22 protein-coding genes are annotated in these 22,881 nt (G+C 67.5%); 9 read left to right on the top strand and 13 right to left on the bottom strand.

The window, feature by feature from the left end:
* Window positions 1-154 precede the first annotated feature (154 nt).
* The gene (locus tag ACLJRM_RS23245) at window positions 155-706 is read left to right on the top strand and encodes a TetR/AcrR family transcriptional regulator (protein WP_101609675.1); all 552 of its coding nucleotides are present in this window, start codon (window positions 155-157) and stop codon (window positions 704-706) included.
* A gap of 102 nt (window positions 707-808) precedes the next feature.
* Window positions 809-1,498 (top strand): hypothetical protein, encoded by a 690-nt coding sequence (locus ACLJRM_RS23240; protein WP_101609676.1) that lies wholly within the window; start codon window positions 809-811, stop codon window positions 1,496-1,498.
* Between the two features lie 61 nt (window positions 1,499-1,559).
* Here the strand turns inward: ACLJRM_RS23240 and ACLJRM_RS23235 are convergent, their stop codons facing one another.
* The 7 genes from ACLJRM_RS23235 to ACLJRM_RS23205 are packed head-to-tail and all read right to left on the bottom strand — an operon-like array spanning window position 1,560 to window position 8,904.
* Entirely contained in the window at window positions 1,560-1,931 is a 372-nt protein-coding gene (locus tag ACLJRM_RS23235; protein WP_410664281.1) for a gamma-glutamylcyclotransferase, read from the bottom strand.
* Entirely contained in the window at window positions 1,922-3,364 is a 1,443-nt protein-coding gene (locus ACLJRM_RS23230; protein ID WP_410664280.1) for an NCS2 family permease, read from the bottom strand. The genes ACLJRM_RS23235 and ACLJRM_RS23230 overlap by 10 nt, the downstream gene beginning before the upstream one ends.
* Before the next feature lie 34 nt (window positions 3,365-3,398).
* A complete protein-coding gene (locus ACLJRM_RS23225) occupies window positions 3,399-3,893 on the bottom strand; it encodes a nucleoside deaminase (RefSeq protein ID WP_020630619.1) in 495 nt (164 codons plus the stop codon).
* 34 nt (window positions 3,894-3,927) lie between these two features.
* A complete protein-coding gene (pucD, locus tag ACLJRM_RS23220) occupies window positions 3,928-6,231 on the bottom strand; it encodes a xanthine dehydrogenase subunit D (RefSeq protein ID WP_410664279.1) in 2,304 nt (767 codons plus the stop codon).
* The gene (locus ACLJRM_RS23215) at window positions 6,228-7,577 is read right to left on the bottom strand and encodes an 8-oxoguanine deaminase (RefSeq protein WP_410664278.1); all 1,350 of its coding nucleotides are present in this window, start codon (window positions 7,575-7,577) and stop codon (window positions 6,228-6,230) included. The genes pucD and ACLJRM_RS23215 overlap by 4 nt, the downstream gene beginning before the upstream one ends.
* A complete protein-coding gene (locus tag ACLJRM_RS23210; protein WP_410605670.1) occupies window positions 7,574-8,044 on the bottom strand; it encodes a (2Fe-2S)-binding protein in 471 nt (156 codons plus the stop codon). Before ACLJRM_RS23210 ends, ACLJRM_RS23215 begins: the two co-directional genes overlap by 4 nt.
* Window positions 8,035-8,904 carry an FAD binding domain-containing protein gene (locus tag ACLJRM_RS23205; protein WP_410605671.1) on the bottom strand — a complete coding sequence of 290 codons (870 nt, stop codon included), beginning with the start codon at window positions 8,902-8,904 and terminating at the stop codon, window positions 8,035-8,037. Before ACLJRM_RS23205 ends, ACLJRM_RS23210 begins: the two co-directional genes overlap by 10 nt.
* Before the next feature lie 136 nt (window positions 8,905-9,040).
* Between ACLJRM_RS23205 and ACLJRM_RS23200 the strand changes: the two genes are divergently transcribed.
* From ACLJRM_RS23200 to ACLJRM_RS23185, 4 genes are read left to right on the top strand one after another with little or no spacing between them, the layout of a single operon-like run.
* The gene (locus ACLJRM_RS23200; protein ID WP_410664277.1) at window positions 9,041-10,462 is read left to right on the top strand and encodes a PucR family transcriptional regulator; all 1,422 of its coding nucleotides are present in this window, start codon (window positions 9,041-9,043) and stop codon (window positions 10,460-10,462) included.
* A 1-nt stretch (window position 10,463) separates the two neighbouring features.
* Entirely contained in the window at window positions 10,464-10,946 is a 483-nt protein-coding gene (locus ACLJRM_RS23195; protein WP_410664276.1) for a MarR family winged helix-turn-helix transcriptional regulator, read from the top strand.
* 36 nt (window positions 10,947-10,982) lie between these two features.
* Window positions 10,983-11,585, top strand: a complete 603-nt coding sequence (locus ACLJRM_RS23190; protein WP_410605674.1) for a DsbA family protein — start codon at window positions 10,983-10,985, stop codon at window positions 11,583-11,585.
* 10 nt (window positions 11,586-11,595) lie between these two features.
* Window positions 11,596-12,075: a GNAT family N-acetyltransferase gene (locus ACLJRM_RS23185; protein WP_410664275.1), complete on the top strand. Its 480-nt coding sequence runs from the start codon at window positions 11,596-11,598 to the stop codon at window positions 12,073-12,075.
* A gap of 4 nt (window positions 12,076-12,079) precedes the next feature.
* On the opposite strand, the gene ACLJRM_RS23180 is transcribed toward ACLJRM_RS23185, so the two are convergent.
* Window positions 12,080-13,246: an epoxide hydrolase family protein gene (locus ACLJRM_RS23180; protein ID WP_410664274.1), complete on the bottom strand. Its 1,167-nt coding sequence runs from the start codon at window positions 13,244-13,246 to the stop codon at window positions 12,080-12,082.
* Between the two features lie 82 nt (window positions 13,247-13,328).
* On the opposite strand from ACLJRM_RS23180, the gene ACLJRM_RS23175 reads away from it, so the two are divergent.
* From ACLJRM_RS23175 to ACLJRM_RS23165, 3 genes are all read left to right on the top strand, one after another.
* On the top strand, window positions 13,329-13,895 hold the full coding sequence (locus tag ACLJRM_RS23175; protein WP_410664273.1) for a CGNR zinc finger domain-containing protein: 567 nt from the start codon (window positions 13,329-13,331) through the stop codon (window positions 13,893-13,895).
* A gap of 287 nt (window positions 13,896-14,182) precedes the next feature.
* Window positions 14,183-15,337, top strand: a complete 1,155-nt coding sequence (locus tag ACLJRM_RS23170; protein WP_410664272.1) for a DUF222 domain-containing protein — start codon at window positions 14,183-14,185, stop codon at window positions 15,335-15,337.
* A gap of 4 nt (window positions 15,338-15,341) precedes the next feature.
* Window positions 15,342-16,850 carry a recombinase family protein gene (locus ACLJRM_RS23165; RefSeq protein WP_410664271.1) on the top strand — a complete coding sequence of 503 codons (1,509 nt, stop codon included), beginning with the start codon at window positions 15,342-15,344 and terminating at the stop codon, window positions 16,848-16,850.
* A gap of 79 nt (window positions 16,851-16,929) precedes the next feature.
* On the opposite strand, the gene ACLJRM_RS23160 is transcribed toward ACLJRM_RS23165, so the two are convergent.
* The 5 genes from ACLJRM_RS23160 to ACLJRM_RS23140 all read right to left on the bottom strand — a co-directional run bounded on the left by ACLJRM_RS23160 (window position 16,930) and on the right by ACLJRM_RS23140 (window position 22,873).
* Window positions 16,930-19,620 (bottom strand): hypothetical protein, encoded by a 2,691-nt coding sequence (locus ACLJRM_RS23160; RefSeq protein WP_410664270.1) that lies wholly within the window; start codon window positions 19,618-19,620, stop codon window positions 16,930-16,932.
* On the bottom strand, window positions 19,610-20,371 hold the full coding sequence (locus tag ACLJRM_RS23155; protein ID WP_410664269.1) for a hypothetical protein: 762 nt from the start codon (window positions 20,369-20,371) through the stop codon (window positions 19,610-19,612). Before ACLJRM_RS23155 ends, ACLJRM_RS23160 begins: the two co-directional genes overlap by 11 nt.
* Complete coding sequence (locus ACLJRM_RS23150) at window positions 20,368-20,706, bottom strand: hypothetical protein (protein WP_410664268.1); 339 nt, start codon at window positions 20,704-20,706, stop codon at window positions 20,368-20,370. Before ACLJRM_RS23150 ends, ACLJRM_RS23155 begins: the two co-directional genes overlap by 4 nt.
* Window positions 20,703-21,035, bottom strand: coding sequence for a WhiB family transcriptional regulator (locus ACLJRM_RS23145; RefSeq protein ID WP_410664267.1), 333 nt, complete (start codon window positions 21,033-21,035; stop codon window positions 20,703-20,705). Before ACLJRM_RS23145 ends, ACLJRM_RS23150 begins: the two co-directional genes overlap by 4 nt.
* 371 nt (window positions 21,036-21,406) lie before the next feature.
* The gene (locus tag ACLJRM_RS23140) at window positions 21,407-22,873 is read right to left on the bottom strand and encodes a hypothetical protein (protein WP_410664266.1); all 1,467 of its coding nucleotides are present in this window, start codon (window positions 22,871-22,873) and stop codon (window positions 21,407-21,409) included.
* Between the last annotated feature and the right edge of the window lie 8 nt (window positions 22,874-22,881).

The raw sequence follows: 22,881 nt of genomic DNA, 5'->3' as shown, positions 1-22,881 counted from the left end.
GACCTCGTGATCCGTCGTTGGACTACCGGCCGATCCTGACAAGTTCCCACCTCCGTCCACAATAGAAGTGAGCATCTTTCACGTTTCAGGGGTGAGAACGCCACTTGATAGAACGCTCTATCATGGGAGCGTGACAGGAACACGGGAACGCATCGTGAACGCCGGCGCCGAGCTGCTGAGGCGCAACGGGTACACCGGCACCGGGGTCAAGCAGATCGTCGAGGCCGCGAAAGCGCCGTTCGGCTCGCTCTACCACTTCTTCCCCGGCGGCAAGGAGCAACTCGGCGAGGAGGTCATCCGCACCTCCGGGATGATGTACCTCGCGCTGTTCGAGATCTTCTTCGCCGAAGAGCCGGACCTGATCCACGGGATCGAAGCGTGCTTCGCGAGCGCGGCCGAGACACTCCAGGTCACCGACTACGCCGACGCGTGCCCCATCGCGACGGTCGCGCTTGAGGTCGCGAGCACCAACGAGAAGCTGCGGATCGCGACGGCCGACGTCTTCACCGCGTGGATCGAGACGGGAACCGAGAAGCTGGGCAAGTACGGCCTCGAACCCGCGGCGGCGCGCCAGCTCACGATCGCGTTGGTGAACAGTCTCGAAGGGGCGTTCGTGTTGAGCCGTTCGCTGCGTAACACCGAAGCGCTCGAGGTCGCGGGGGTTTCGTCGGTCGCGTTGGCGCGCACGCTGCTCCCCGACGCGTGAAGCACCGACGGCGGGCTTCTGAATTCCGGGGTTTCTCCGCAACGCGCAACGGCTTCCGATCGACCTAGCGGTCGTCAACGCCGAATTCCGTTTGGGGAGCACATGATCATCAGGAAGCTCGTGATCGGCACCATCGCGGCCGCCGCCCTGCTGACCGCCGTCGCGGTGCCCGCGACCGCCGCCGAGGTCCAGCCGTCCACCCTCACCACGACCACCAGCAGCACGAAGATCGACGCCGGGAAGACCGTCACGATCTCCGGCAAGCTCAAGAAGGCCGACGCCACCCCGATCGCGGGCGCCGAGGTGGGCATTTCCTTCTGCTTCAACGGCTTCTGCGGTGAGGCTCAGGCCAAGCCGGTCACCGACGCCGCGGGCGCCTACAGCGCGACGCTCACCCCGATCCGCACCGGCAACTACCACGCCGACTTCTTCTCCACCGACGCGGCGGTCGCGAACTCGCAGGCCGACACCCCGAAGATCGTCGTGCTCCACCCGGCGAAGATCACGTCGTTCGCGGCGGGCCGCGGTGCGGCCAAGGCCGTGACCGGCTCCGGCACGATCGACTTCCCCGGCCAGTACACCGCGAACCCGATCCCGGTCGAGCTCCAGTACTTCTCGTTCAGCACCTACCGCTGGACCACGGCGGCGACGGTGGACGCCACCTGGAACGGCACCACCTGGGCCTACGCGGCTTCGGCCGAACACCGCAAGCCCGGCGTCTGGCGGGCCTTCTACGCGGGCACGCCCGAGATGTTCCACGCGGCGGCGAGCGACCTCGTCTTCGTGCTCTGACCTGTTCCGTGAAGGCCTCCTTCCCTACCGTCAGGGTAGGAAAGGAGGCCTTCACGGACCACTAGCGGGACGCCAGGTAGGCCCGCCAGTCCCCCACGCCGGAGATGTCCGTCAGCTCGTCGGAGTCCACAAAGGACGAACGCAGCACGGTCGCGAGGCAGGCCGCGCCGTCCTCCAGTTCGATGACGCCCAGTTCCAGTTCCGGCGGCTCGGCGGGGACGAGGTGGTCCCGCAGGACCGCGAGCGGCAGGTCGTAGACCTCCCCGACCACGGAGCCGGAACCGCCTTCGTACATCGCCGGAAACCGGTCCCCCACCGAGAAGTAGTAATACTTCGGCGCGGATCGGGCCACGCAGCACAACGGCGCGCCCTGCAACTGTTCGTGCAGCGGACCGCCGCGCATCCCGCCGCCGTTGAGGAACATCAGAACCACGACATGATCCCTTCGATCCCGAAGTACACCCCGAACACCGCGGCCAGGATCCCGAGGATCCAGCCGATCTCGCGGATCTTGCCCTTGCAGATCTTGATCAGCACGTAGGCGACCAGCCCGGCGCCGATGCCGTTGGTGATCGAGTAGGTGAACGGGATCAGCGCGATGGTGAGGAACACCGGGATCGCGAAGTCCAGGTCCCGCCAGGGGATCCGCGCGCACTGGGCCATCATCATGCCGCCGATGACCACCAGCGCGGGCGCCGCGGCCTGCGCCGGGACGACCGTCGCGAGCGGGGTCAGGAACAGCGTCGCGGTGAACAACCCGCCGGTGACGATGCTCGCCAGCCCGGTCCGCGCGCCTTCACCGACACCCGCCGCAGACTCCAGGAAGACCGTGTTAGGCGCCGAACCGGTGACCCCGCCCGCCAGCGCGCCCGCGCCGTCGACCAGCAGGATCCGGCCCATCCCTTCGACCTTGCCGTCCTTGACCAGCCCGGCCTCCTCGGAGACCGAGGTGATCGTGCCCATCGCGTCGAAGAACCCGGAAAGCACCAGCGTGAACAGGAAGACCGCCGCGGTCACCGCCCCCGCCGACGCGAAGCCGCCGAACAGGTCGATGTCCCCCAGCAGGCTGAAATCGGGATGCGCCACGACCTGCTCGGGCACCTTGGGTTCGACCAGCCCCCAGCCGTCGACCTCGAACACGCTGTTGACCAGTACCGCGAGCCCGGTCGCGACCGCGATGCTGATCAGCACCGCGCCCGGAACGCCGCGGCTCACGAGCACGATCATCAGCAGCAGACCGAGGCAGAAGATCGCGATCGGCCAGCCTTCGAGATGGCCGGCGATCCCCATCCGCACCGGCACGGTCGACTGCGCGGAGTCGGGTGTCCGCGTGACGAATCCGGCACTGACCAGGCCGACCAGCGCGATGTAGAGCCCGATGCCGACGGTGATCGCGACCTTGAGCGGCATCGGGATCGCGTTGATGATCCGTTCCCGGACACCGGAAACGGCCATGAACACGATGCAGACGCCCTCGAGGACGACGAGCCCGAAGGCCTGTGCCCACGTCATGGTCGGCGCCATCTGGAAGGCGACGACGCCGTTGACGCCGAGACCGGCCGCGAGCGCCAACGGCGCGTTGCCCACGAAACCCATCAGGATCGTGGTGACGCCCGCCGCCAGCGCGGTCGCGGTGGTGATCGCCTCGGTGCTCAGCCTCGCGCCGGTGATGTCCGCCGACGCGCCGAGGATGAGCGGGTTGAGCAGCACGATGTAACACATCGCGACGAACGTGGTGATCCCGCCGCGCACCTCGCGGCCGACCGTGCTGCCGCGGTGGGAGATCTTGAACCAGCGGTCGAGCCCGGACAGCCGCCCCGGCTCGGGCGAGGGCAGGTGGGGACGCTCTGTACCTAATTGGGTCATGCCTACTCCACAACGTTGTGGGGCGGGAAGAAACTCAGTAAGCCTTCTTGTCGGGTTTCGACAGCCAGGCCTGGAAAGGCGCGAAAGAGTCCGGAAGGGACAGTTGGCCGACGGGTAGTGACCAGGTCTCGCGCGGGCGGGAAAAGAGGTCGTAGAACTCGCGGTCGTCGAAACCCGCCTCGGCCGCGTCGTGGCGGTCCGCGGCGTAGACGACCTTGCCGACACGCGCCCAGAGCGCGGCGGAAAGGCAGAGCGGGCAAGGCTCGCAGGAGGTCACGAGGACGCAGCCGTCGAGTTTGTAGTCGCCGATCGCCTGGCAGGCCGCGCGGATCGCGACCACCTCGGCGTGCGCCGTCGGGTCCAGCGTCGGCGTCACCTGGTTGGTCCCGGTGGCCAGCACCGAACCGTCCCGGACGATCATCGCGCCGAACGGGCCGCCGCCGCGTTCGACGTTCGTGGTGGCCAGCTGGACGGCTTCGGCGAGCCATTTCTGCTCGTCGGACTCCGAAATGGACAGACGGGTACCCACGGATGTGCTCCTAGCTCGAAAAAGTACGGGTTTCTCAGGTGCCGGTGAGGTGTTCGGGGCGCACCGGGACGCGGGGCAGCGCCAGCCCGGTGGCCGCGCGGATGGCCGCGACGATCGCCGGGGTGGACGAGATCGTCGGCGGTTCGCCGACCCCGCGCAGACCGTACGGCGCGTTCGGGTCGGGCCGCTCCAGGACGTCGATGTCCATCGGCGGCATGTCCAGCACGGTCGGGATCAGGTAGTCGGTGAACGACGGGTTGCGGATCTTCCCGTCGACGGTCTGGATCTCCTCCATCACCGCGAGCCCGAGGCCCTGCGCGGAGCCGCCCTGGATCTGGCCGAGCACCGCCTGCGGGTTGAGCGCCTTGCCGACGTCCTGCGCGCAGTCGAGCGCGACGACCTTGATCAGCCCGAGTTCGGTGTCGACGTCCACGACCGCTCGGTGCGCCGCGAAGCCGTACTGGACGTGCGCGTTCCCTTGCCCCGTCTCGGGATCGATGGGCGTCGTCGGACGGTGACGCCATTCGACGACCTCGTCGAAGACCTCGTCGCCGAGCACGTCCGCGAGATCGGCGAGCACACTGCCGTCGGCTCCGACGACCTTGCCTCCGACGACGTTCAGCTTCCCGTCCGCGGCGAGCTTGCCCGCCAAATGCTTGTGCAGCCCGGATCGCACCGCGACGCACGCGGCCTGGACCGCGCCGCCGGTGACGTAACTCTGCCGGGACGCCGACGTCGAACCGCCGTTGCCGATGTTGGTGTCCATCGGCAGGATCGTCACCTGCTCGATGCCGAGTTCGGTCCGCACGATCTGCTGCATGATCGTCACGAGGCCCTGGCCGACCTCGCAGGCGGCGGTGTGCACGGTCGCCGCGGGTTCGCCTCCGACGAGTTGCAGCCGCACGCGGGCCGTCGAGTAGTCGTCGAAGCCCTCGGAGAAGCAGATGTTCTTGATGCCGACCGCGTACCCGACTCCCCGGACGACGCCCTCGCCGTGGGTGGTGTTGGAGACGCCGCCGGGCATCCGGCGCAGGTCCAGTTCTTCGTGTGCGACCGGCAAGGGCTTGGCGCGCAGGCGTTCCAGCAGTTCGGCCACCGGGGCGGCCGAGTCGACCACCTGCCCGGTCGGCATGAGACTGCCTTCCTCCATCGCGTTCAGGATCCGGATGTCGACCGGGTCGATGCCGCAGGCTTCGGCGAGCTTGTCCATTTGGGACTCGTAGGCGAACCCCGCCTGCACCGCGCCGAAGCCACGCATCGCGCCGCAGGGCGGATTGTTCGTGTACACGCCCCAGCAGTCGACCGAAGCACTGTCCACATTGTACGGTCCGACGCCGAGGGTGGCCGCGTTCGCGACCACCGCGCCGGTGGACGAGGCGTACGCACCGCCGTCCAGGTACAGCTTCGCCTTCACATAGACGAGCCGGCCGTCGCTATCAGCGCCGTGCTCGTAGTACATCTTCGCGGGGTGGCGGTGCACGTGGCCGTAGAACGATTCCTCGCGGTTGTAGACCATCTTGACCGGCTTGCCGGTGTGCAGCGCCAGCAAGCACGCGTGGACCTGGATCGAAAGGTCCTCGCGGCCGCCGAACGCGCCGCCGACCCCGCCGAGCGTCAGCCGCACCTTGTCCTTGGGCAGGCCCAGCGCGGCCACGATCTGCTGCTGGTCGACGTGAAGCCATTGCGTGGCGACGTAAAGGTCGACACCGCCTTCGGTGTCCGGGATCGCCATACCCGACTCGGGCCCGAGGAAGGCCTGGTCCTGCATGCCGACTTCGTAGACACCGGACACCACGACGTCGGCCTCGACCGACTGGTCGCCGTGCCGGATCTTCGCGTACCGCACGACGTTCCCGCCGGAGTGCAGCTCGGCGCCTTCGCCGGCGGCGGCCTTCTCGGAATCCGTCACCGGCTCCAGGACCTCGTAGGCGACCTTGATCCGCTTCATCGCGCGGCGCGCGGTCTCGGGGTGGTCCGCGGCGACGAGCGCGACGGGCTCGCCCTGGTAGCGCACGACGTCGACGGCGAGCACCGGCTGGTCGGAGTGCTCCAGGCCGTACTTGTTCACGCCCGGTACGTCTTCGTGGGTCAGCACGGCGTAGACCCCTTGCACGGCAAGGGCGTCGGTGATGTCGATGCCGGTGATCCGCGCGTACGGATGCGGGCTGCGCAGCGTCGCGCCCCACAGCATGTCCTCGTGCCACAGGTCCGAGGAGTAGGCGAACTCGCCGCGCACCTTGACCGTGCCGTCCGGGCGGCGCGGGCTCGTGCCCACGCCGTTGTCGGTGGCGGTGGCGGTCTGCTTGGAGACTTCGGTGGTCGTCTGCGTGGAGGTCATAGCGTCTCCCTCAGCCGGGCACTGGCCACGGCCAGCTCGCGGGCGATCTCGTCTTCGGATTCCTCGCGCAGCGTCCCGCCGGTCACCACGGTCGCGCCGCCGACGAACAGCCGCGCGATCGGCGGCGTGGCGCCGAGCACCAGCGCGGCGACCGGGTCGGTGATGCCCGCGTAGTTCAGCCCGTTCAGGTCCCAGACCGCGAGGTCGGCGAGTTTGCCCGCCTCGATCGAGCCGAGGTCCTTCTCCCGGCCCAAGCAGCGCGCACCGCCCATCGTGCCCATCCACAGTGCCTCGCGCGTGGTCAGCGCACGCGGTCCGCCACGCTGGCGCGCCTGCAGAAGCGACTGGTGCAGCTCTTCGCCGAGGCCGCCGGATTCGTTGGACGCGGCGCCGTCGACGCCCAGCCCGACCGCCACCCCGGCGTCGAGCAGCTGCCGGACCGGTGCGATCCCGGCGCCGATCCGCCCGTTCGACGTCGGGCAGTGCGCCGCGCCGGTGCCGGTGGCGCCCATCCGCCGGATCGCTTCCGGGGCGAGGTGGATCGAGTGCGCGAGCCAGACGTCGTCGGCCAGCCAGCCGAGTTTGTCGGCGTACTCGGCCGGGGTGCAGCCGACCTCGGCGAGGCACTGCTTCTCCTCGTCGACCGTCTCGGCGAGGTGCGTGTGGAGACGGACCCCCTTGCGCCGCGCCAATTCCGCCGCGCCGGTCATCAGCCGCTCGCTCACCGAGAACGGCGAGCACGGTCCGGCCGCGATCTGCAGGTGCGCGCCCGCGGAGCCGTCGTGGAACCGGTCGATCGCGGCCTCGGTCCCGAGCAGCGCGGCCTCGGTCTCCTCGACGAGGTTGTCCGGCGGCAGCCCGCCCTGGGACTCGCCGCGGTCCATCGAGCCGCGGACGACGTGCAGCCGCACGCCGACGCGGATCCGCGCGGCGGCGAGCGCCTCGACCTGGTCACCGCCGTCATGCGGGAAGACGTAGTGATGGTCTGCGACCGTGGTGCAGCCGGTGGTCGCGAGCCGGGTGAGCCCGGCGGTGGCCGCCGCGTGCGTGATCCCGGCGTCGAGCCTGCCCCAGATCGGGTACAGCGCGACGAGCCATTCGAAGAGCGTGTGGTCGGCGGCGAGGCCGCGCGTGGCCCACTGGTACAGGTGGTGATGGGTGTTGATCAGCCCGGGCGTGACGAGGTATCCGGAGCCGTCGACGCGTTCGTCGTAGTCGTCCTGGGGAGCCCTGCCTTCGCCGACCGCCGTGATGCGGTCGTTCTCGATGACGACGTGGCCCGAGGCGTGTTCGGTGCCCTCGCCGTCGACGGTCGCGATCGCGGCGTTCTCGATGACGGTCTTCACGCGGTTTCTCCCCTGGTCGCGGCCAACCGGACGGCGTCGAGGATCTTCTCGTACCCGGTGCACCGGCACAGGTTCCCCGCCAGCGCCTCGCGGATCTCCTCGTCGGCCGGGTTCTCGACCCGGTTGAGCAGATCGTGCGCGGCCACCACGAGGCCGGGGGTGCAGAAGCCACATTGGACGGCGCCCGCGTCCACAAAGGACTGCTGGACCCTGTCCAGCTTGTCGCCGTCGGCGAGCCCTTCGACCGTGCGGACCTGGCGGCCCTCGACCTGACCGGCCGCGACCAGGCACGAACACACCGGGACCTCGTCGAGATACACCGTGCAGGACCCGCATTCGCCCTGTTCACAGGCGTTCTTGGAGCCCGGGAGGCCGAGCCGCTCGCGAAGCACGTAGAGCAGGCTCTCGCCCTCCCAGACGTCGTCGGCCTGCCGGGACTCGCCGTTGATCGTCACGTTCACGCGCACTCGCGTTCACCCTTCTGGAAGTCGTTCCACGCCCAGGTCAGCGTCCGCCGCGCCAGGACGGACAACGCGTGTTTGCGGTAGTCGGCGCTGCCGCGGACGTCGTCGATCGGCGACGACGCCTCCGACACCAGCTCGCCGAACCGGCGTTTGACCGAGTCCGTGATCGAAGCCTTGGTGGACCAGGGAAGTTCGGCGGAGAGGAATTCTTCGGCGGCGGTCGCCCGGCGCGGGGTCGGCGCGGCCGAGCCGACGGCGGCGCGGACCTCGCGGGTGCCCAGGTGCAGGGCCACCGCGAACGAGCAGACCGCGATGACCATCGCGTTGCGCGTCCCGACCTTGGCGAACTGCTGCGGACCGGCCTCGGCGGGCAGGTACACCGCGGTGATCAGCTCGTCGGGTTCGAGGGCGTGGCGTTTGACGCCGAGATAGAACTCCTCGGCCGGGATCCTCCGCGTCCCGCGGACCGACGCGGCCTCGATCTCGGCGCCGAGCACGAGCAGCACGGGATGCGTGTCGCCGGCGGGCGAGGCGGCGCCCAGGTTCCCTCCGACGGTGCCGCGGTTGCGGATCTGCGGCGACCCGACGGTGCGCGAAGCCATCGCCAACGCGGGCAGAACTTCACCCAGCTCAGCGATCACCCGGACGTAGGGCACGGACGCGCCGAGCCGGATCTCGCCGTCGGTCTCGGTCCACCCGGCGAGTTCGGTGACGCGGTTGAGATCGAGCAGCGCGCCGGGACGGCGGTGGTCGAAGTTGAGCTCCACCATGACATCCGTGCCACCCGCGATGGGCACCGCGTCGGGTCGCTCGGCCTTGACGGCGAGCGCCTCGGTCAGCGAGCTGGGGCGCAGGAAATCCACTCTCGGGCTCCTCGGTTCGGCGGCGTTCTGTGACGGCTGACTCAGTAGACGCCCTGCGCCCGTATGGCGGCAACGGTGCCGAAGCATGAAATCTCCCCTGCACGCACCTGTCGTTTTGTGCTTTCCTACAAACCTGATGACGACCGTGAAAACTCTGCTCGCGCTTCCCGGGTTGCGCTTGCGCGTCCGCGCCGGGACGGCACTGCTCGACCGTCCGGTCTCCCGGATCTTCGTCACCGAACTGCCCGATCCCGGGCGGTACGTGTCGGCGGGCGAGCTCGTCCTGAGCGGGTTGCTGTGGTGGCGCGGGCCGGGCGATTCCGAGGCCTTCGTCGCCGCGCTGGCGAAGGCCGGGGCCGTGGCGCTGGCGGCTTCCGGAGCGGATTCCGACGGGATCCCCGAAGACCTCGTCGAAGCGTGCACGCGACACCGGATCCCGTTGCTGGAAGTGCCGACGGACCTGTCGTTCTCGGTCGTCACCGAACGCGTCGTGCTGGCGCTGGCCGCGGCCGGGGAAGGCGCTCGCAAACGTTTGCTTTCCGCGGCGGCCGAAGACGCGTCGGTGGAAACGCTGCTGGACCGGGCCCACGCCGAGATCGGCCTCCCCTGCTGGGTCGTGCCCGCCGTCGCGCCGGCCGACCTGGTGCGGCGCTTCGTCGCCGCGGGCGGACGCGCCCTGGAGGCGGACGACGTCTCCGTCCGGCCGGTCGGCGGCAGGCAAGCGCTTCCGTGGCTGCTCGCGATCGGCGGCGCGCTGACCGCCGCGCAGGCGGAGATCGCCGAAGAACTCGCCGGGCTGATCGGGCTCGCGCGGACCAGGGCGGACGAGGTCCGCGCGGTCACCGACAGGGTGCTCGAACCGTTGCTGGCCGCGCTCGACGAGGGAGGCGATCCGCACGCGGCGCTGACCGCGACCGGGCTGCGCGGCGATCTGCGCGTCGTCGTCGCCCGCACCGAGGGATCCGAAGCGGCACGCGGGATCCTGACCGAACTGCTGCCGCCGGGCGCCCTCGTCGGACCCGCCGGGGAGACGACCTGGGCGCTGGCCGAGGACGACGGCGAGTGGCCGGAAGACTGGCCCGCCACCGTGACGGCCGCGCTGACGGGAGTGGAATCGCTGCTGCCGTGCCGCCGGGTGCTGATCGGGATCAGCGACCGTTCCCCGGTTTCGGTGCTGCGGGGCGCGAAAGAGGTCGCGCGCTACGCGCTGGCAGTGGCGGGGATGCGGCCGGGCACGGTCGAGGTCGTCCCCGGCGGCGAGATCGGCATGCACCGGCTGCTGCTCGCGGGCGCGCCCGACGAACTCCGGGCGGCGTTGCGGCGGCGGGTGCTGGGCCCGCTGCTGAGCTACGACGCGGAGCAGGGCACCGATCTGGTGCACACTCTGCGCGTCTTCCTCGAATGCTCCGGCTCGCCGACGCGGGCCGCGCGGGAGCTGCACGTCCACGTCAACACCTTGCGGTACCGGATCGGGCGGGCGAGCGAACTGCTCGGCGCCGATCTGACCGAGTTCACCGAACAGCTCGACGTCTATTTGGCCTTGTCGGCAGGGAGCTGAAATGGGCATCACCACGGCGAAAGAAGCCGCCTACGACCCGCGTGTGGTCGCTTTCGGGCGGATGATGGGCGCGGCGAACCGGCTCGAATACCTGCTCGGCCGCGCGCTGGAGGCCGAATGCGGGATCTCGCACCTGATGTTCGAAGTCCTGCTGATCGTCGGCAGGGCGGGTGAGTCCGGGATGAGCATGCGCGCGATCGCGCAGGAGCAGGTGCTGACCACCGGCGGCGCGACCCGGCTGGTCGACCGGATGACGACCCTCGGCCTGGTAGTGCGCGCCTCCGACGCCGAAGACCGCCGCGTGCAACTCGTGCGGCTGACCGAAACGGGTGAGGAGACGACCGTGCGGGCGGCGCGGGTGCACGTCGAGAACATCCAGCGGCTCTTCCTCGACCCGCTGCCCGCGGACCATCGCGAACAGTTCACGCAGGACCTTCGGACGCTGAGCCATTCCGCACGTGACGCACTCCCCAGGCTCCGGTAGGAATATCTGACTCGTCAGGCATCGTTGGGTCTGGTCATGAGGCTCATTTATGTCTTCGACGCGTACTGCGGCTGGTCCTACGGCTTCGCCAGGACCATGGCCGACGTCGCGCACCGGCATCCGGACCTGCCGGTCGAGGTGGTGTCCGGCGGCCTGTTCATCGGCGGGCGCCGGGTGCCGATCCGGCAGTTCGGCTACGTCCAGGGAGCCAACGCCGAGATCACCCGCCGAACCGGGGCCCCGTTCGGGGAGAGTTACGAACGGCTCATCGCGGACGGCGAGTTCGTCATGGACTCCGAGGCCGCCGCCTGCGGGATGGCGGCCTTGCGCGAAGTCGCGCCGGACCGCGCGGTGCGGCTCGCGGCCTTGCTGCAGGAGGCTTTCTACCTCGACGGGCTGAGCCTGTCCGACGTCTCGACGTATCGCGTCGTCGCGCAGCGGGCGGGTCTGGACGGGGACGCCGTCGAGGCCGCGCTGGACCGGGTTTCCGCGGCGGCCGATTTCCGGCGGGCACGGGACCTGGGGGTCACCGGATACCCGACCTTGCTGGCGGACGACGGGGAACGGGTGGTGACCCTGGTCGCCGGGAACGCGAGCGCGGACGAGGTGGAACGGCGGATCGGCGCGCTGGTTTCCTAGACTCCGTGTCATGCCTTTGACACTTCGGCCGGCGACCGCCGCGGACGCCGACGCCGTCGCGCGCATCTGGTACCACGGCTGGCAGGACGGCCATCTCGGCAACGTGCCCGACGAACTCGTCCGGGTCCGCACCCGCGATTCGTTCTGGGAACGAGCCGCGGACCGCGTCGGCGATACCGCTGTCGCCTTGGTGAACGGCGAAGTGGCGGGATTCGTGATGGTCGTCGGCGACGAGGTCGAGCAGGTCTACGTCTCGTCGGATCATCGCGGGAGCGGGGTGGCCGGAGGACTGCTCGCGGAGGCCGAACGGCTCGTGGGCGATGGCGGGCATTCGCGCGCCTGGCTCGCCGTGGCACCGGGAAACGCGCGGGCGCGGCGGTTCTACGAGCGGTGCGGCTGGGTGGACAAGGGCGAATTCGACAACCAGGCGCCCGGTCCGGACGGGCCGATTTCGGTTCCCTGCCGTCGTTACGTGAAGGCGCTTGTCTGAATGATCACCGACGGGCGGCCATCACCGCCGCGAGGCCCTCTCGCAGGTCGTTGACGAAGTATTCGGGAACCTCCAGCGACGGGAAATGTCCCCCGGTTTCGGGCGCCCTCCATCGGACGATCTGCCGGTACCTCTCCTGCGCCCAGGCGCGCGGATACTTCTCGATGTCACGAGGATAGATGGTGATCGCCGACGGGACGTCGACCGTCAGTTCGGGGTCGAGCGAGTTGTGGCTTTCGTAGTAGATGCGGGCCGAGGACGCTCCGGACCGCGTCAGCCAGTACAGGGTGACGTCGTCGAGAATCCGGTCCCGGGAAATCGTCTCGAACGGGCTGTCCTCGGTGTCCGACCACTCGGCGAACTTGTCCAGGATCCAGGCGAGCAGCCCGACCGGTGAGTCGACGAGCGAGTAACCGATGGTCTGCGGGCGGGTCGCCTGCTGCTTCGCGTACGCCGCGCGGTGATGCCAGAAATCGTGGGTCTCCTCGGTCCACGCGCGCTCGGCCGCCGTCAGCCCGTCCGTGGTCATCCCGGGCGGCGACTCCGCGAACGTCGTGTGGATCCCGAGGACGTGCTCCGGGAACCTGCCGCCGAGAACCGTGGTGATGTTGCCTCCCCAATCGCCGCCATGGGCCAGGAATTCGCCGTAACCGAGCCTCCCCATCAGTTCCACCCATGCGGCCGCGATCTTCTCGGTTCCCCACCCGGTGCGGGTCGGCTTGTCGCTGTAACCGAAGCCGGGCAATGACGGAACCACGACATGGAACGCCGGCGCGTCCGCGTCTTTCGGATCAGCCAGCTCGTCCACCACGTCGACGAACTCGGCGACACTGCCCGGCCAGCCGTGCGTCAAGATCAGCGGAGTGGCGTCCACGCGCGCGGACCGGCGGTGCAGGAAGTGGATTCCCAGCCCGTCGATGACCGTGCGGAACTGGCCGATCCGGTCGAGGCGCGTTTCGAACGACCGCCAGTCGTACCCGGTGCGCCAGTAGTCCACGACCTCGACGAGGTCGGCGAGAGGAACGCCCTGGTCCCAGCGGTCGGGCCCCTCGCGATGGACCGTCTCGGCCTCCGGTAGCCGCGCCGCGGCCAGTCGCGTGCGCAGATCGTCGAGGTCCGCGTCGGTTGCTCGGGCTTCGAATGCTTGGACGTCGCTGGTCGAACGGGACATGTGACCTCCTGAGCTGTGTGGAACCGGCTAAGACGGTTCTAACAGGTCTTCGTGCCGACTCGCAACCGGCTAAGGTGGTTCCATGTCTGCCGGATTCCCCGACTTCCGCCTCGGTAGCGTGCTCGCGACCAGCTTCACGGCGACCTTGACGGAGCGTCAGGGCGACGCCGTGGAGCGCATTCCCGTGCCGCACCGGCTCGTCGACTGGCTGGCGGTGAACGGTCTCGCCGTGGACTCCTGCACCACCGCCCAACTCGACCTCGCCCGGGAACTGAGGGAGTCGATCCACGCCGCCGCGACGGCGGCCGCGACCCAGAACGCCCTCCCCACGTCCGCCGTACAAGTCATCAATGAGCGCAGCTTTCAGGGGCGGGCGGCGGCCGTCCTGACAGCCGAAGGCGCTCGGCGATGGCAGGTTTCCCGCGTGGAAGACGCCCTCGGCGTGATCGCCGCCGACGCGATCAGCGTCATCGCGGGCGAGCGGGACGGGAAACTGGCCTTATGTGCATCGCCGACCTGTCAGGCCGCCTTTTTCGACACGAGCCAAAGTCGTACCCGGAGATGGTGCGACATGAACACTTGCGGGAATCGCCAGAAGAAGGCGCGCTTCAATGCGAATCAGCGCAAGAATTCCGGATCTGCTGGGTGACCTTGCGCGTTTAGTCGACTAAATGCGGGTGGTGGCGTTCGTGCCGGTTTCGTCGGGGGTGACGGTGGGGCGCGAGCGGAGGGGCGTGGCCGTTTTACGGCAACGGTTCGGATGTCGCGCCGGGCGACCCGATGCATCTAGTTGACTAAATGCGGTGGCCGACGTTCGATGTCGCGCCGAGTAGCGGCGGCTTTCCGCTGAAATCACCCCTTAGTGGTGAATGCGCGGGCTGCCTGTTGCCTAAAATTACGAACACATGTTCGATAGGTTTGCGGTATTCTTGTGGGGTGTCCGAGACCTTTGTTCCCGAGTTGCCGCAGGAGTTGTGGCGTGCTGGCAAGCTGGAGCTTGCGCATGGCGTGCAGCAGTTCTTGCAGGTGATGCGGGTCGCCTCCGCCGGGTTGGGGCAATACCTGGCGGAGATCGAGGCTCGTGGCGCGAAGGATTTGTTCGGGTATGGGACGACGGTGGCGTGGTTCGCCGATGTCGCCGGACTGAGCCAGGGCGAAGCGCGGCCGTATGTGAGGCGTGCTGTCGATCTGAACCCCACGCGTGCCCTGGACGGCACCGAGATCCCGGCTTTCGCACCCGCCACCAGCGTGGCGGCGGCGGAGGGCGCGATCGGCGAGGAACGGATCAAGCAGATCGTGGAGATCCTCCGGAAAATCCCCGCCGAGGTATCGGTGGAGGATCGGGAGCACGCGGAGACAACCCTCGCCGATCTCGCCCGGAAGGCCGGACCGCAGCAGATATCGGACCTCGGGGACCAGCTACTGGGCTGGCTGGACCCGGACGGCAAGGAGCCGAAGGATCCCGAACCCACCCAACCCCGCCGCGAACTCACCCTGGAACGCCGCAAAGACGGCTACTGGAAACTCAACGGCCTCCTCGACGACGAGTCAGGGGCCCGGACCGCCGCGGCACTCGAGGCTTACGCCAAGCCTCGCCCGATGGATGAGTTCGGCCAAGTGGATCTGCGCACGAAGGCTGAGCGTCAAGGTGACGCATGGGTCGACCTGGTGGATCTCGCGGTTGCGTGCCCGGATCAGCCTGGGACGAGCGGCTACCGGACGTTGATCCATGTGACGATCGGTCTCGACGAGTTGAAAACGGGCCTGGGTATGGCGTGCGTGGACTTCGTCGGAACCATGACCGCCCGCGAAGCACGGATGGCCGCCTGCGACTGCCTGATGCTCCCGGTCGTGATGAACGCGGCCGGTGAGCCGCTGGACGTGGGACGACTGAGACGATTCGTCACCCCCGGGCAACGACGGGCACTCAACACCCGTGACGGGGGTTGCGCGTTCCCCGGGTGTCATCGCAAGCCGAAGAACTGCCACGCCCACCACATCCATCACTGGGCAGACGGAGGCCCCACCGACCTCCGGAACCTCGTGCTGCTGTGCAGCTTCCACCAGTCGTGCATGTCATTAGTAACATGATGGTATGAGCGTTGAAATGCCTGGTCAGGGTCCCTTGGTGGATGTGTACGCCCGGTTGTCGTACGCCGTCAACGGGGACGAGATCAACGTGAACGAACAGATCGAGTCCTGTTCGGCTGAGGTGGTGCGGCGCGGCGGCCGGGTCGGTCACGTGTTCAAGGACAACTCGCTGTCAGCGTGGAAACCGAAGGTCGTGCGCCCGGACTGGAACAAGCTCATGACCCGCTTGGAGTCCGGCGCGTCGGACGGGGTGATCGTGCTGGACCTGTACCGGTTTTCCCGGAAGGTGATGGAGGGCGAGCGTCTGGTCGACCTGGCCTCTCAGGGAATTCTGGTCTGGTCACTGTCGGGCAGCTATGACCTGACCACGGCGGACGGCCGTCGGCATTTCCGGGAAGCGATCGTGGCGGCGGCTGGGGAATCGGACAAGATCAGTGAGCGGGTCAAGAGCGGACACACGCGGGGTGCGAAGCGGGGTCGCAGGCCGGGCGGACCCCGGGGGTTCGGCACGGTGGGGTGGGCACCGAAACCGGAAGGGTGGGAGCAGGGCGACCCGCGTGAGCTGGTCGCGGCCGAGATCGTGGAGGCGGAACGCGAGGTGATCCGGGAGTGTTACCGCCGGTTGCTGGGCGGGGAAGCCTTGTCGTCGGTGGTGCGTGACTTGCGGGAGCGGGATATCCGCACGGTGGACGGGTTTCACTGGCAGCGGTTCACGTTGTCTCTCGCGTTGCGGCGGCCGAGTATGGCGGGGTTGCGTGCCCATAACGGGGAGATCATCACTGTCCGGAAGGACATGGACCCGATTGTGTCGCGGGAGGAGTGGGAGCGGCTGTGTGCGTTGTTCGACGGCCGGAAACGGGGACGTCCGGCCGGGCGGCGGCATCTGCTTGCCGGGTTGGTGCGCTGCGGGGGATGTGGTGGTCCGATGATCGCTCAAGTGCGTAAGACGTCGCGCCCGTATCCGGACGGGTCGCCGAACCGGGAGTACCGGTGTCGTCGTAACGTGGATCAGCCGTTGGGGTGCGGGAAGAACTACATGGACGGTCTGATCGCGGATCGCGCTGTCGCGCACGCGGTCAAGGAGCGGTTGTCCGACCCGCGTCATGCCGATCAGGTGGCGCGGCGGTTGGCGCGTTCCTCTCAGCGGCGTGAGGAACTGACTCAGGAAATCACTCGGCTTGATGAGACCGCTGATAATCTCGCGGTCAAGGTCGGAACGTGGGGTGAAAAGCGTGTGGACAAGGCTATGGCCCCTATTTTGAAGCGGCTCACCGAGTTGAACAAGGAACTAGCGTCTTTGGACGACACCGATAGCGGGTTGGGTGGCGGGATTCCGGGTGAGGACGTCGCCGCCGTCTGGGATGAAGCTGAAGCAGCCGGGGACACGGAGGTACTGCGGGCAATGGTCCGACGCGCGTTCCCCGCGCTCACGTTGCGACCGCACGCCCGCTCCGGCGACTTCGCGGTGACCCGGTTCGACTGGGACGGACACACCCTCCCTGCCACGCCCTGACCGGGCACCACCCGCAAACCAGTGAGGGCCGATCCGCGCAAAACGGGTCGGCCCTCACTTTTGTGCCACTCAAACTTTCTTACGTGATGTGATTCAGTGCGGCCTTGTGCCGGGTGCGGGCGTGATTGATGACGTCGCACCACCCCGTGATCTCCTCATCGGTAGCAGGGGCCAGGGCGCGCACACTGGCACGTATCCACTCCCGGTCCCGTGCGGACAACACGGAGCCCTCTGCGGCCCTCTCAGCGCCGTGCGCGGCGGTGCCCTGTCCAGCGTCCCGGGGTGAGTCGGCGTCCGGCTGGTCACTGTCATGCGGGCCGTCCGCGCGGTCACCGTCCGGGGTGTCCGGTTGGCCGTTCCCGTTGTCTTGGCTGTCCTCGGTTTGGTCGGTGTGGTGGTCATGGTCGCTGCCTTTCGGGTCCTGGTGAGTGGTGGTTGGCCGTGCGGATGAGGCGCGATCAGGCACCTCGTCCGCGCTGCCGGGCGACCGGGAGGGACTTCGCCGTGTCCCCGGAACACCGGGATTCCGGCCCGGTTCCGGGGTGGTCCGTCGGCTGGTCCCTGGAGTCCCTGAACCGTGTTTGCCCTGGTCAACACCGGGACTTTGGTCCAGGGACTCGGTAGGGAGATCTCCCTGCATCCCTGCCGCGTCCCTGTCCTGCTCCCTGTCTCGGTCGGCGAACGCGGCGGCCACGTCCTCGGCGCGGATGACCTTCACGCCGTCCGACTTGACCGGTGCGATCCCGTGCACGGCGAGCGCGGCTGTCAGGTCTCGGAACGTCCATCCCTCGTACTCGCCGGGGTCGTGCCGCGCCAACCGCGTCAGGATGACCTGAGTCCTGACTCGCCGTTCGCCGTTCATCACCGTGTCCACATCGGCCAGAGGATCGGCGACGGCGGCGGGTGCCGCGTCGAGTTCCGGCCGCGCGCTGGACCCGATCGCGTGGCCCGCGTCCTCGATCAGCGCCATGGCGCGCGCGATGACGGGTGACACGTCGTCGGTCCCATCCTCGAACGGCACATAGAACGTCCGTACCAGCTCGAAAATCTCGTCCGTGATGCCGACGGCGACACAGGTTCCACGGTCGGTGTTGATCCGTAGGTCGGTCGCCCGGATACCGGCCGCGTACTTGCCCGATCCGAGTAGCCCATCGTTGGCGACCTGATCAGCCACCGAGAACGCGACACCACACGCGATGTTGCGGGTGATCTCCCGGGGGATGCTGTCCTTTGTGGGCGATTGGGTCGCCAGCAGAAGAACAATCCCGTACTTGCGGCCGCGTTTGATCAGCCGTACCGCCAGTTCGGCGGCTCGCTTTCCGAACTTGGGGTGCTGGAACAGTTCGTGACACTCATCGATCCCGCAGACCAGCGGGTGCAAGCCCAACGCGCGTTTGTCGGCCAGCTTGCGCGACACCTTCGGCGGACTGCCCGGCTGTTCCCCGAGGACCTTGCCGCGTCGCTCCATTTCGGTCAGCAGGTCCGCCAGTGCTTGCGTCGCAGCCTCGGCGACACTGTCGTCCATTCCCATGCGGTAGCGGGACAACCGGGGTGCGAACGGGCCGAAGTCGGGCGACTCGCCCATGACGAACGCCCAGAGTTCGGCGGTCGGGTCGAGTGCCGCACCGAGCATGAGCGTCCGCAGTGCGGAGGACTTCCCTTGTCCGGGCCTGCCACCGACCAGCCAGTTGACGCCGATCAACGGGGCGTTGATTACCGTGCCACGTTGGGAAAGTCCGAACGGGACACCCTCGAAAACGTCCGTCTGTCCATCGTGGACCAGGGGCCAGTCGCCGGCGCCGCGGGCACCTTTATCAGCGATCCACAGATCAAGGATTCCGTCCTCTTCTCCTTTGGTGGCCCAGGTTTCCAGCGAAGCCCGTCCAAGGTTTGCCGCCAGCTTCGACCGTCGCGCGGCGACCATGTCAGCCGTGACACCCATCGGCAACCGAACCTGGGCGGCCGTGCCGTCACCGTCCTTCCGCGCGGCCACGGTGTAGTCGAGTTCGCCACCGTCCTTAAAGAACCTGTCCAACGGACTGATACCAAGATGCGCCAGCGCCCGGGAAATCATCCGTTCGTCAATCCACGAGTCCGCGTCGTCACGATCCGGCCGCACCAGCCAGCCCGCGCCCGGAGTGCGGTCGCGTCCCTCGAACGCGGCCGCAACCACCAACACCAACGGCACCACCCACAACACCAACGGAACCGCCACCGTGAGCACCGACCATGCCGCGTCCAGTCCCGTGTAGATCTCGGCCAGCCACGTCCACATGTCCGCCCGGTTCATGAACGCGTTCACCGTCCACAACACAGCGGCAACCGGTGCCAGCACCCGCACCGCGATCACGAAACGCCGCAACGCGATACCGACCTTCGCCCACCGCGCCACGGCATCCGCCCTGATCAGCTCCTGTGCAGTCCGCCGCGCGTCGGCGTCCCCGGCCAGCCGTGCCCGCCGCGCGTCCGCCCGCAGATCGGCATACGTGGCCCAGCTCCAGAACTTCAGCAGCCACCGCCAGTTCCCGCGCAGCACGAACCACACCAGCCGCACCACATCGCGCGGCACCTTCCGCGCCCGGTAGGCGGCCACCGACCGAGCCCGCGTCACCGGCCCGGACTGCCACACCCGACGGCACCACCGCCCGAACCGTCGCCGCACCGTCCGGCGCCGTGGCTGCGGCAGCGTGTCGTCCACCAGTTCGCCGTCCAGCACCGGGCCGACGTGTTCGACACCCCGCTCCCCGGACCGCTCCAAATCACTGGTCATGGCGCACCACCTCGGCAGCCAGTGCGGCAGCGAGCCGGGAGGACAGACCACGGGAACAGCCGGTGGCCTGCCGCACCCATGTCGGAGAGATCACCACGTCGGCCGTCCACGCGGCCCGTGCGTCGGCCAGATACTCGGCGAACAGCTTCCGTCGCACCGGACGCCCCTCGGCCACCGTCGCGGCCGGTTCGTCCACGACGGGTTCATGAACCTCGGTCCGGTTCATGGACGTGGTGACCGCGACGTGAACCGCGTCCGTCAACTTGTCCCGCAAGTCGGTGACCGCTTCGGCGGCCACGAACACGACCACGGGCGGCACCGAGTGCAGCACCACCCCGGCAGGGGACCCGGCGGCCCACGATGACCACGTGTTCATGACATACGTGGCGGCCAGCGTGAGCCACTTCGCCGCACGCACCCACCGTCCCGTGTGGACCTGATACCGCGCGGTCACTTGCTCTGCCCGCAGGATGGCCAGCAGGACCAGGCACACCGTCGGATCGAGCAGCCAGGCCGTCAGCCACGGCAGCGAACCCACCTCGGCGCCAGCGGCGGCGAACCACTGCACGTTCGCCGTCGTGAACGCCAGACCCAACACGATGCCCGCCCAGCACAGGCGGTCAACCTGCCGCCGGACACGCTCCACCCGCCACGCGACCACGTCCGGGTGGGACTGCCAGCGCCGGACCTCGGCAGCGTCGGCAGCCTCCCGGGCGAGCCGACCCGCCCGCGTGCTCTCGTTCGTGGTCATCGGCGACCACCACCCCGGCGCCGTGTCGTACCGGTGTCCATCGTGGTCACTGTCAGCGCCCGTGTCAGGACATGGGCGGCGATCAGGTCCGGCACCGCCAGCACCACCACGAGCAGCAGCGGGTTACCCGGGTGCGTGATCACCAGCCACTGGACACCCACGAACGCGGCACCCGTGAAGAGCACTCGTCCGGCCAGCGACACCACCCGGGCGCTAGCCCGTGCCGCGTCGGCAGCCTCACGAGCTTTACGGGCACTTGCCCGCCAGACCGTGAACAGCAGCAGCAGGACGCCAGCCCCGGCCAGAACCTGTGTCGTCGTCAGCGAGACTGTCATCGTGCATCACCGCCCCGGCGACGCAGCCACACCGGATACAGCGCCCGACGTACGGTGTCCGGCAACGCGCCCCACACCCCGACCGTGTTCGCACCGGCCGTGCGCAAGTCGAGTTCGAGACACTCATCAATCACCGGACACCCAGCACACAACCGGGCCGCCAACTCACGATCCGGCGAACCATCCCCGCGCACCATCGGCATGTCGGCACGGTCGAACGCCCAGAAACACAGCCCGTCCCTAGCCACCACATCGGCAAGCACGCCATCCGGAACCACGGCCAACCGATCAAGCCCCGAAACCACCTCCGAGTACTCATCCCCGGTCATCGCGCACCACCGCCCAGCACACGCCGCAGTTCAGCAGCGGGAATTACGAGCCGGGAGCGGCGACGCTTGGCGCGGAGCGTGCCGACACGGATGGCCATGCACACCTCGGACTCGCTGACTCCGAGACTCCAGGCGGCTTGACGGATCGAAAGAAACGCCGGTAAATCGACGCTATGGATTGTGTTACTCATGATTTAGAACCCTTACTCTTGGCTGCGACTCGCGGAATTGCGAGCCGCTGCCATCAAGTAAGGCGCCAGAGCGACACATCAACTATGTTGAGCAGGGAATAAACTATGTCACCCGCGAATAGTCGCAGGTCGATAGCAGGTCAATCTGATCGAACATTCTGAGAAAGAATACTGAACTGACTAAATATTCTTGGGTGGAATATTGCCCTTGGGTGCGCGCTTGATCTCGGCGAGCACGTCGCGGAAGTCTCTGCCCGCACCAGTGCCGTAGGTCGCCAGCTCATCGTCCAGTTCAGCCGACACCATCAACAGTGTTGGGCGGCTCTGACGGCCACCCTGGAGCGCCCGTAGTCCTAGCTCTGCCGCTTCCTCGACGTCTCCGCGCCTTGCGGCAATGACAGCTAGCGTCAACTCAGCTTCGGCTACGCGCATCGGGGACAGCTGGACACCTTCCGGGCTGACACCTCGGCGGATCACTTCTTCTGCGTTGCGCTGCGCGAGTCGATCCTCGCCCACAATTCGGTAGGTGTCCATTGCATAGAAATCCCACTTATCCGGATCGACCACAAAATGGTTGTCCGACCTCTCTGGGTAAGGAAGTTTATCCAAGAGGGCACTGCCGCTATCCAGCGCTTGACGAACGTCGTCAGGTTTACCCATACGCGCATACGCCTTCGCCTGTTGGCCGTACAGCTGAACAGCAACAGAGTGGGAAGGTGCGGCCAAGATTCCCTCTTCGGCAGCCGCAATCACAGCGCGAAAATTGCCAGCTGTCAGATTAAACCATGCACGCATTTCATGTGCCCACCCGACAATTCCCTGATCCCCGGCTTCTTTGCCTAGTTCAAGCGCCATGCGGCGTGTTGCCTCTGCCGCGCGGGAATCGCCGGTGTCATACTCAAGGCATCCAACGAGCAATGCCAGGGTTCCCGCTTTGCTGAGAACCTCGCGATGTTGCGCAAGTGACAGACGATTCTCAAGCAAGTTCGTCATCTGGCCTAGCCAGTTCTTACCTTTAATCATCAGTGTCCGCGCGTCCGTGTGCGGATAGTCGCAGCATAATTGCTCTACGGTAATGCTTACTGCATCGATTGTCGACGAGTTAATGTCGGATGCCCTCAGCCGCCGCAGCAGTTCGAGTGTGTCCATTCCCGTGTTAACGACCAGAAGTTCGTCACGCTCACTGGCGGAAACAATTAGGTTCTTTGATTCTGAAGCTTGCGGAAATGTCAGTCGACTCTGCCCCGGAAAGTCGAACCAAAGAAGCTGCTGCGGCAAGTGCAGCTTCTTGGCGTAACCCCGGAGAGCGTCAAGGTTTTGTTCCGCCTTGCCATTCTCAAGCTTGCTTACTTGAGCCTGAGTAAGCCCCAGCCATCGGCCTAGCAACTCCTGATTGAGAGCCTTGCCAAAAAGTTGACGGTGGCGCGGATGGTTCCGGTAGGCTTTGAAAACCTTTCCAATGTGTTGACTCGCAAACGCAGCTCGAAACTCATCAGTCTGGAAAAACTCGTTTCGCAACTGTGTGGGAGGAGTTCGGAGCTGGTCACGCTGATCCCTAAGGCACTTGCTGCACATTCGGGCGGTGTTATCGGCGGCCAGCAAGGTTCCGCACTCCGGGCAGCTCCGTGTTCCACCAGGCGTACTCATGCGATCCC

Source organism: Amycolatopsis sp. lyj-84, from assembly GCF_046549075.1.
Lineage (GTDB): Bacteria > Actinomycetota > Actinomycetes > Mycobacteriales > Pseudonocardiaceae > Amycolatopsis.
This window is presented reverse-complemented; position numbering and strand designations above follow the sequence as displayed.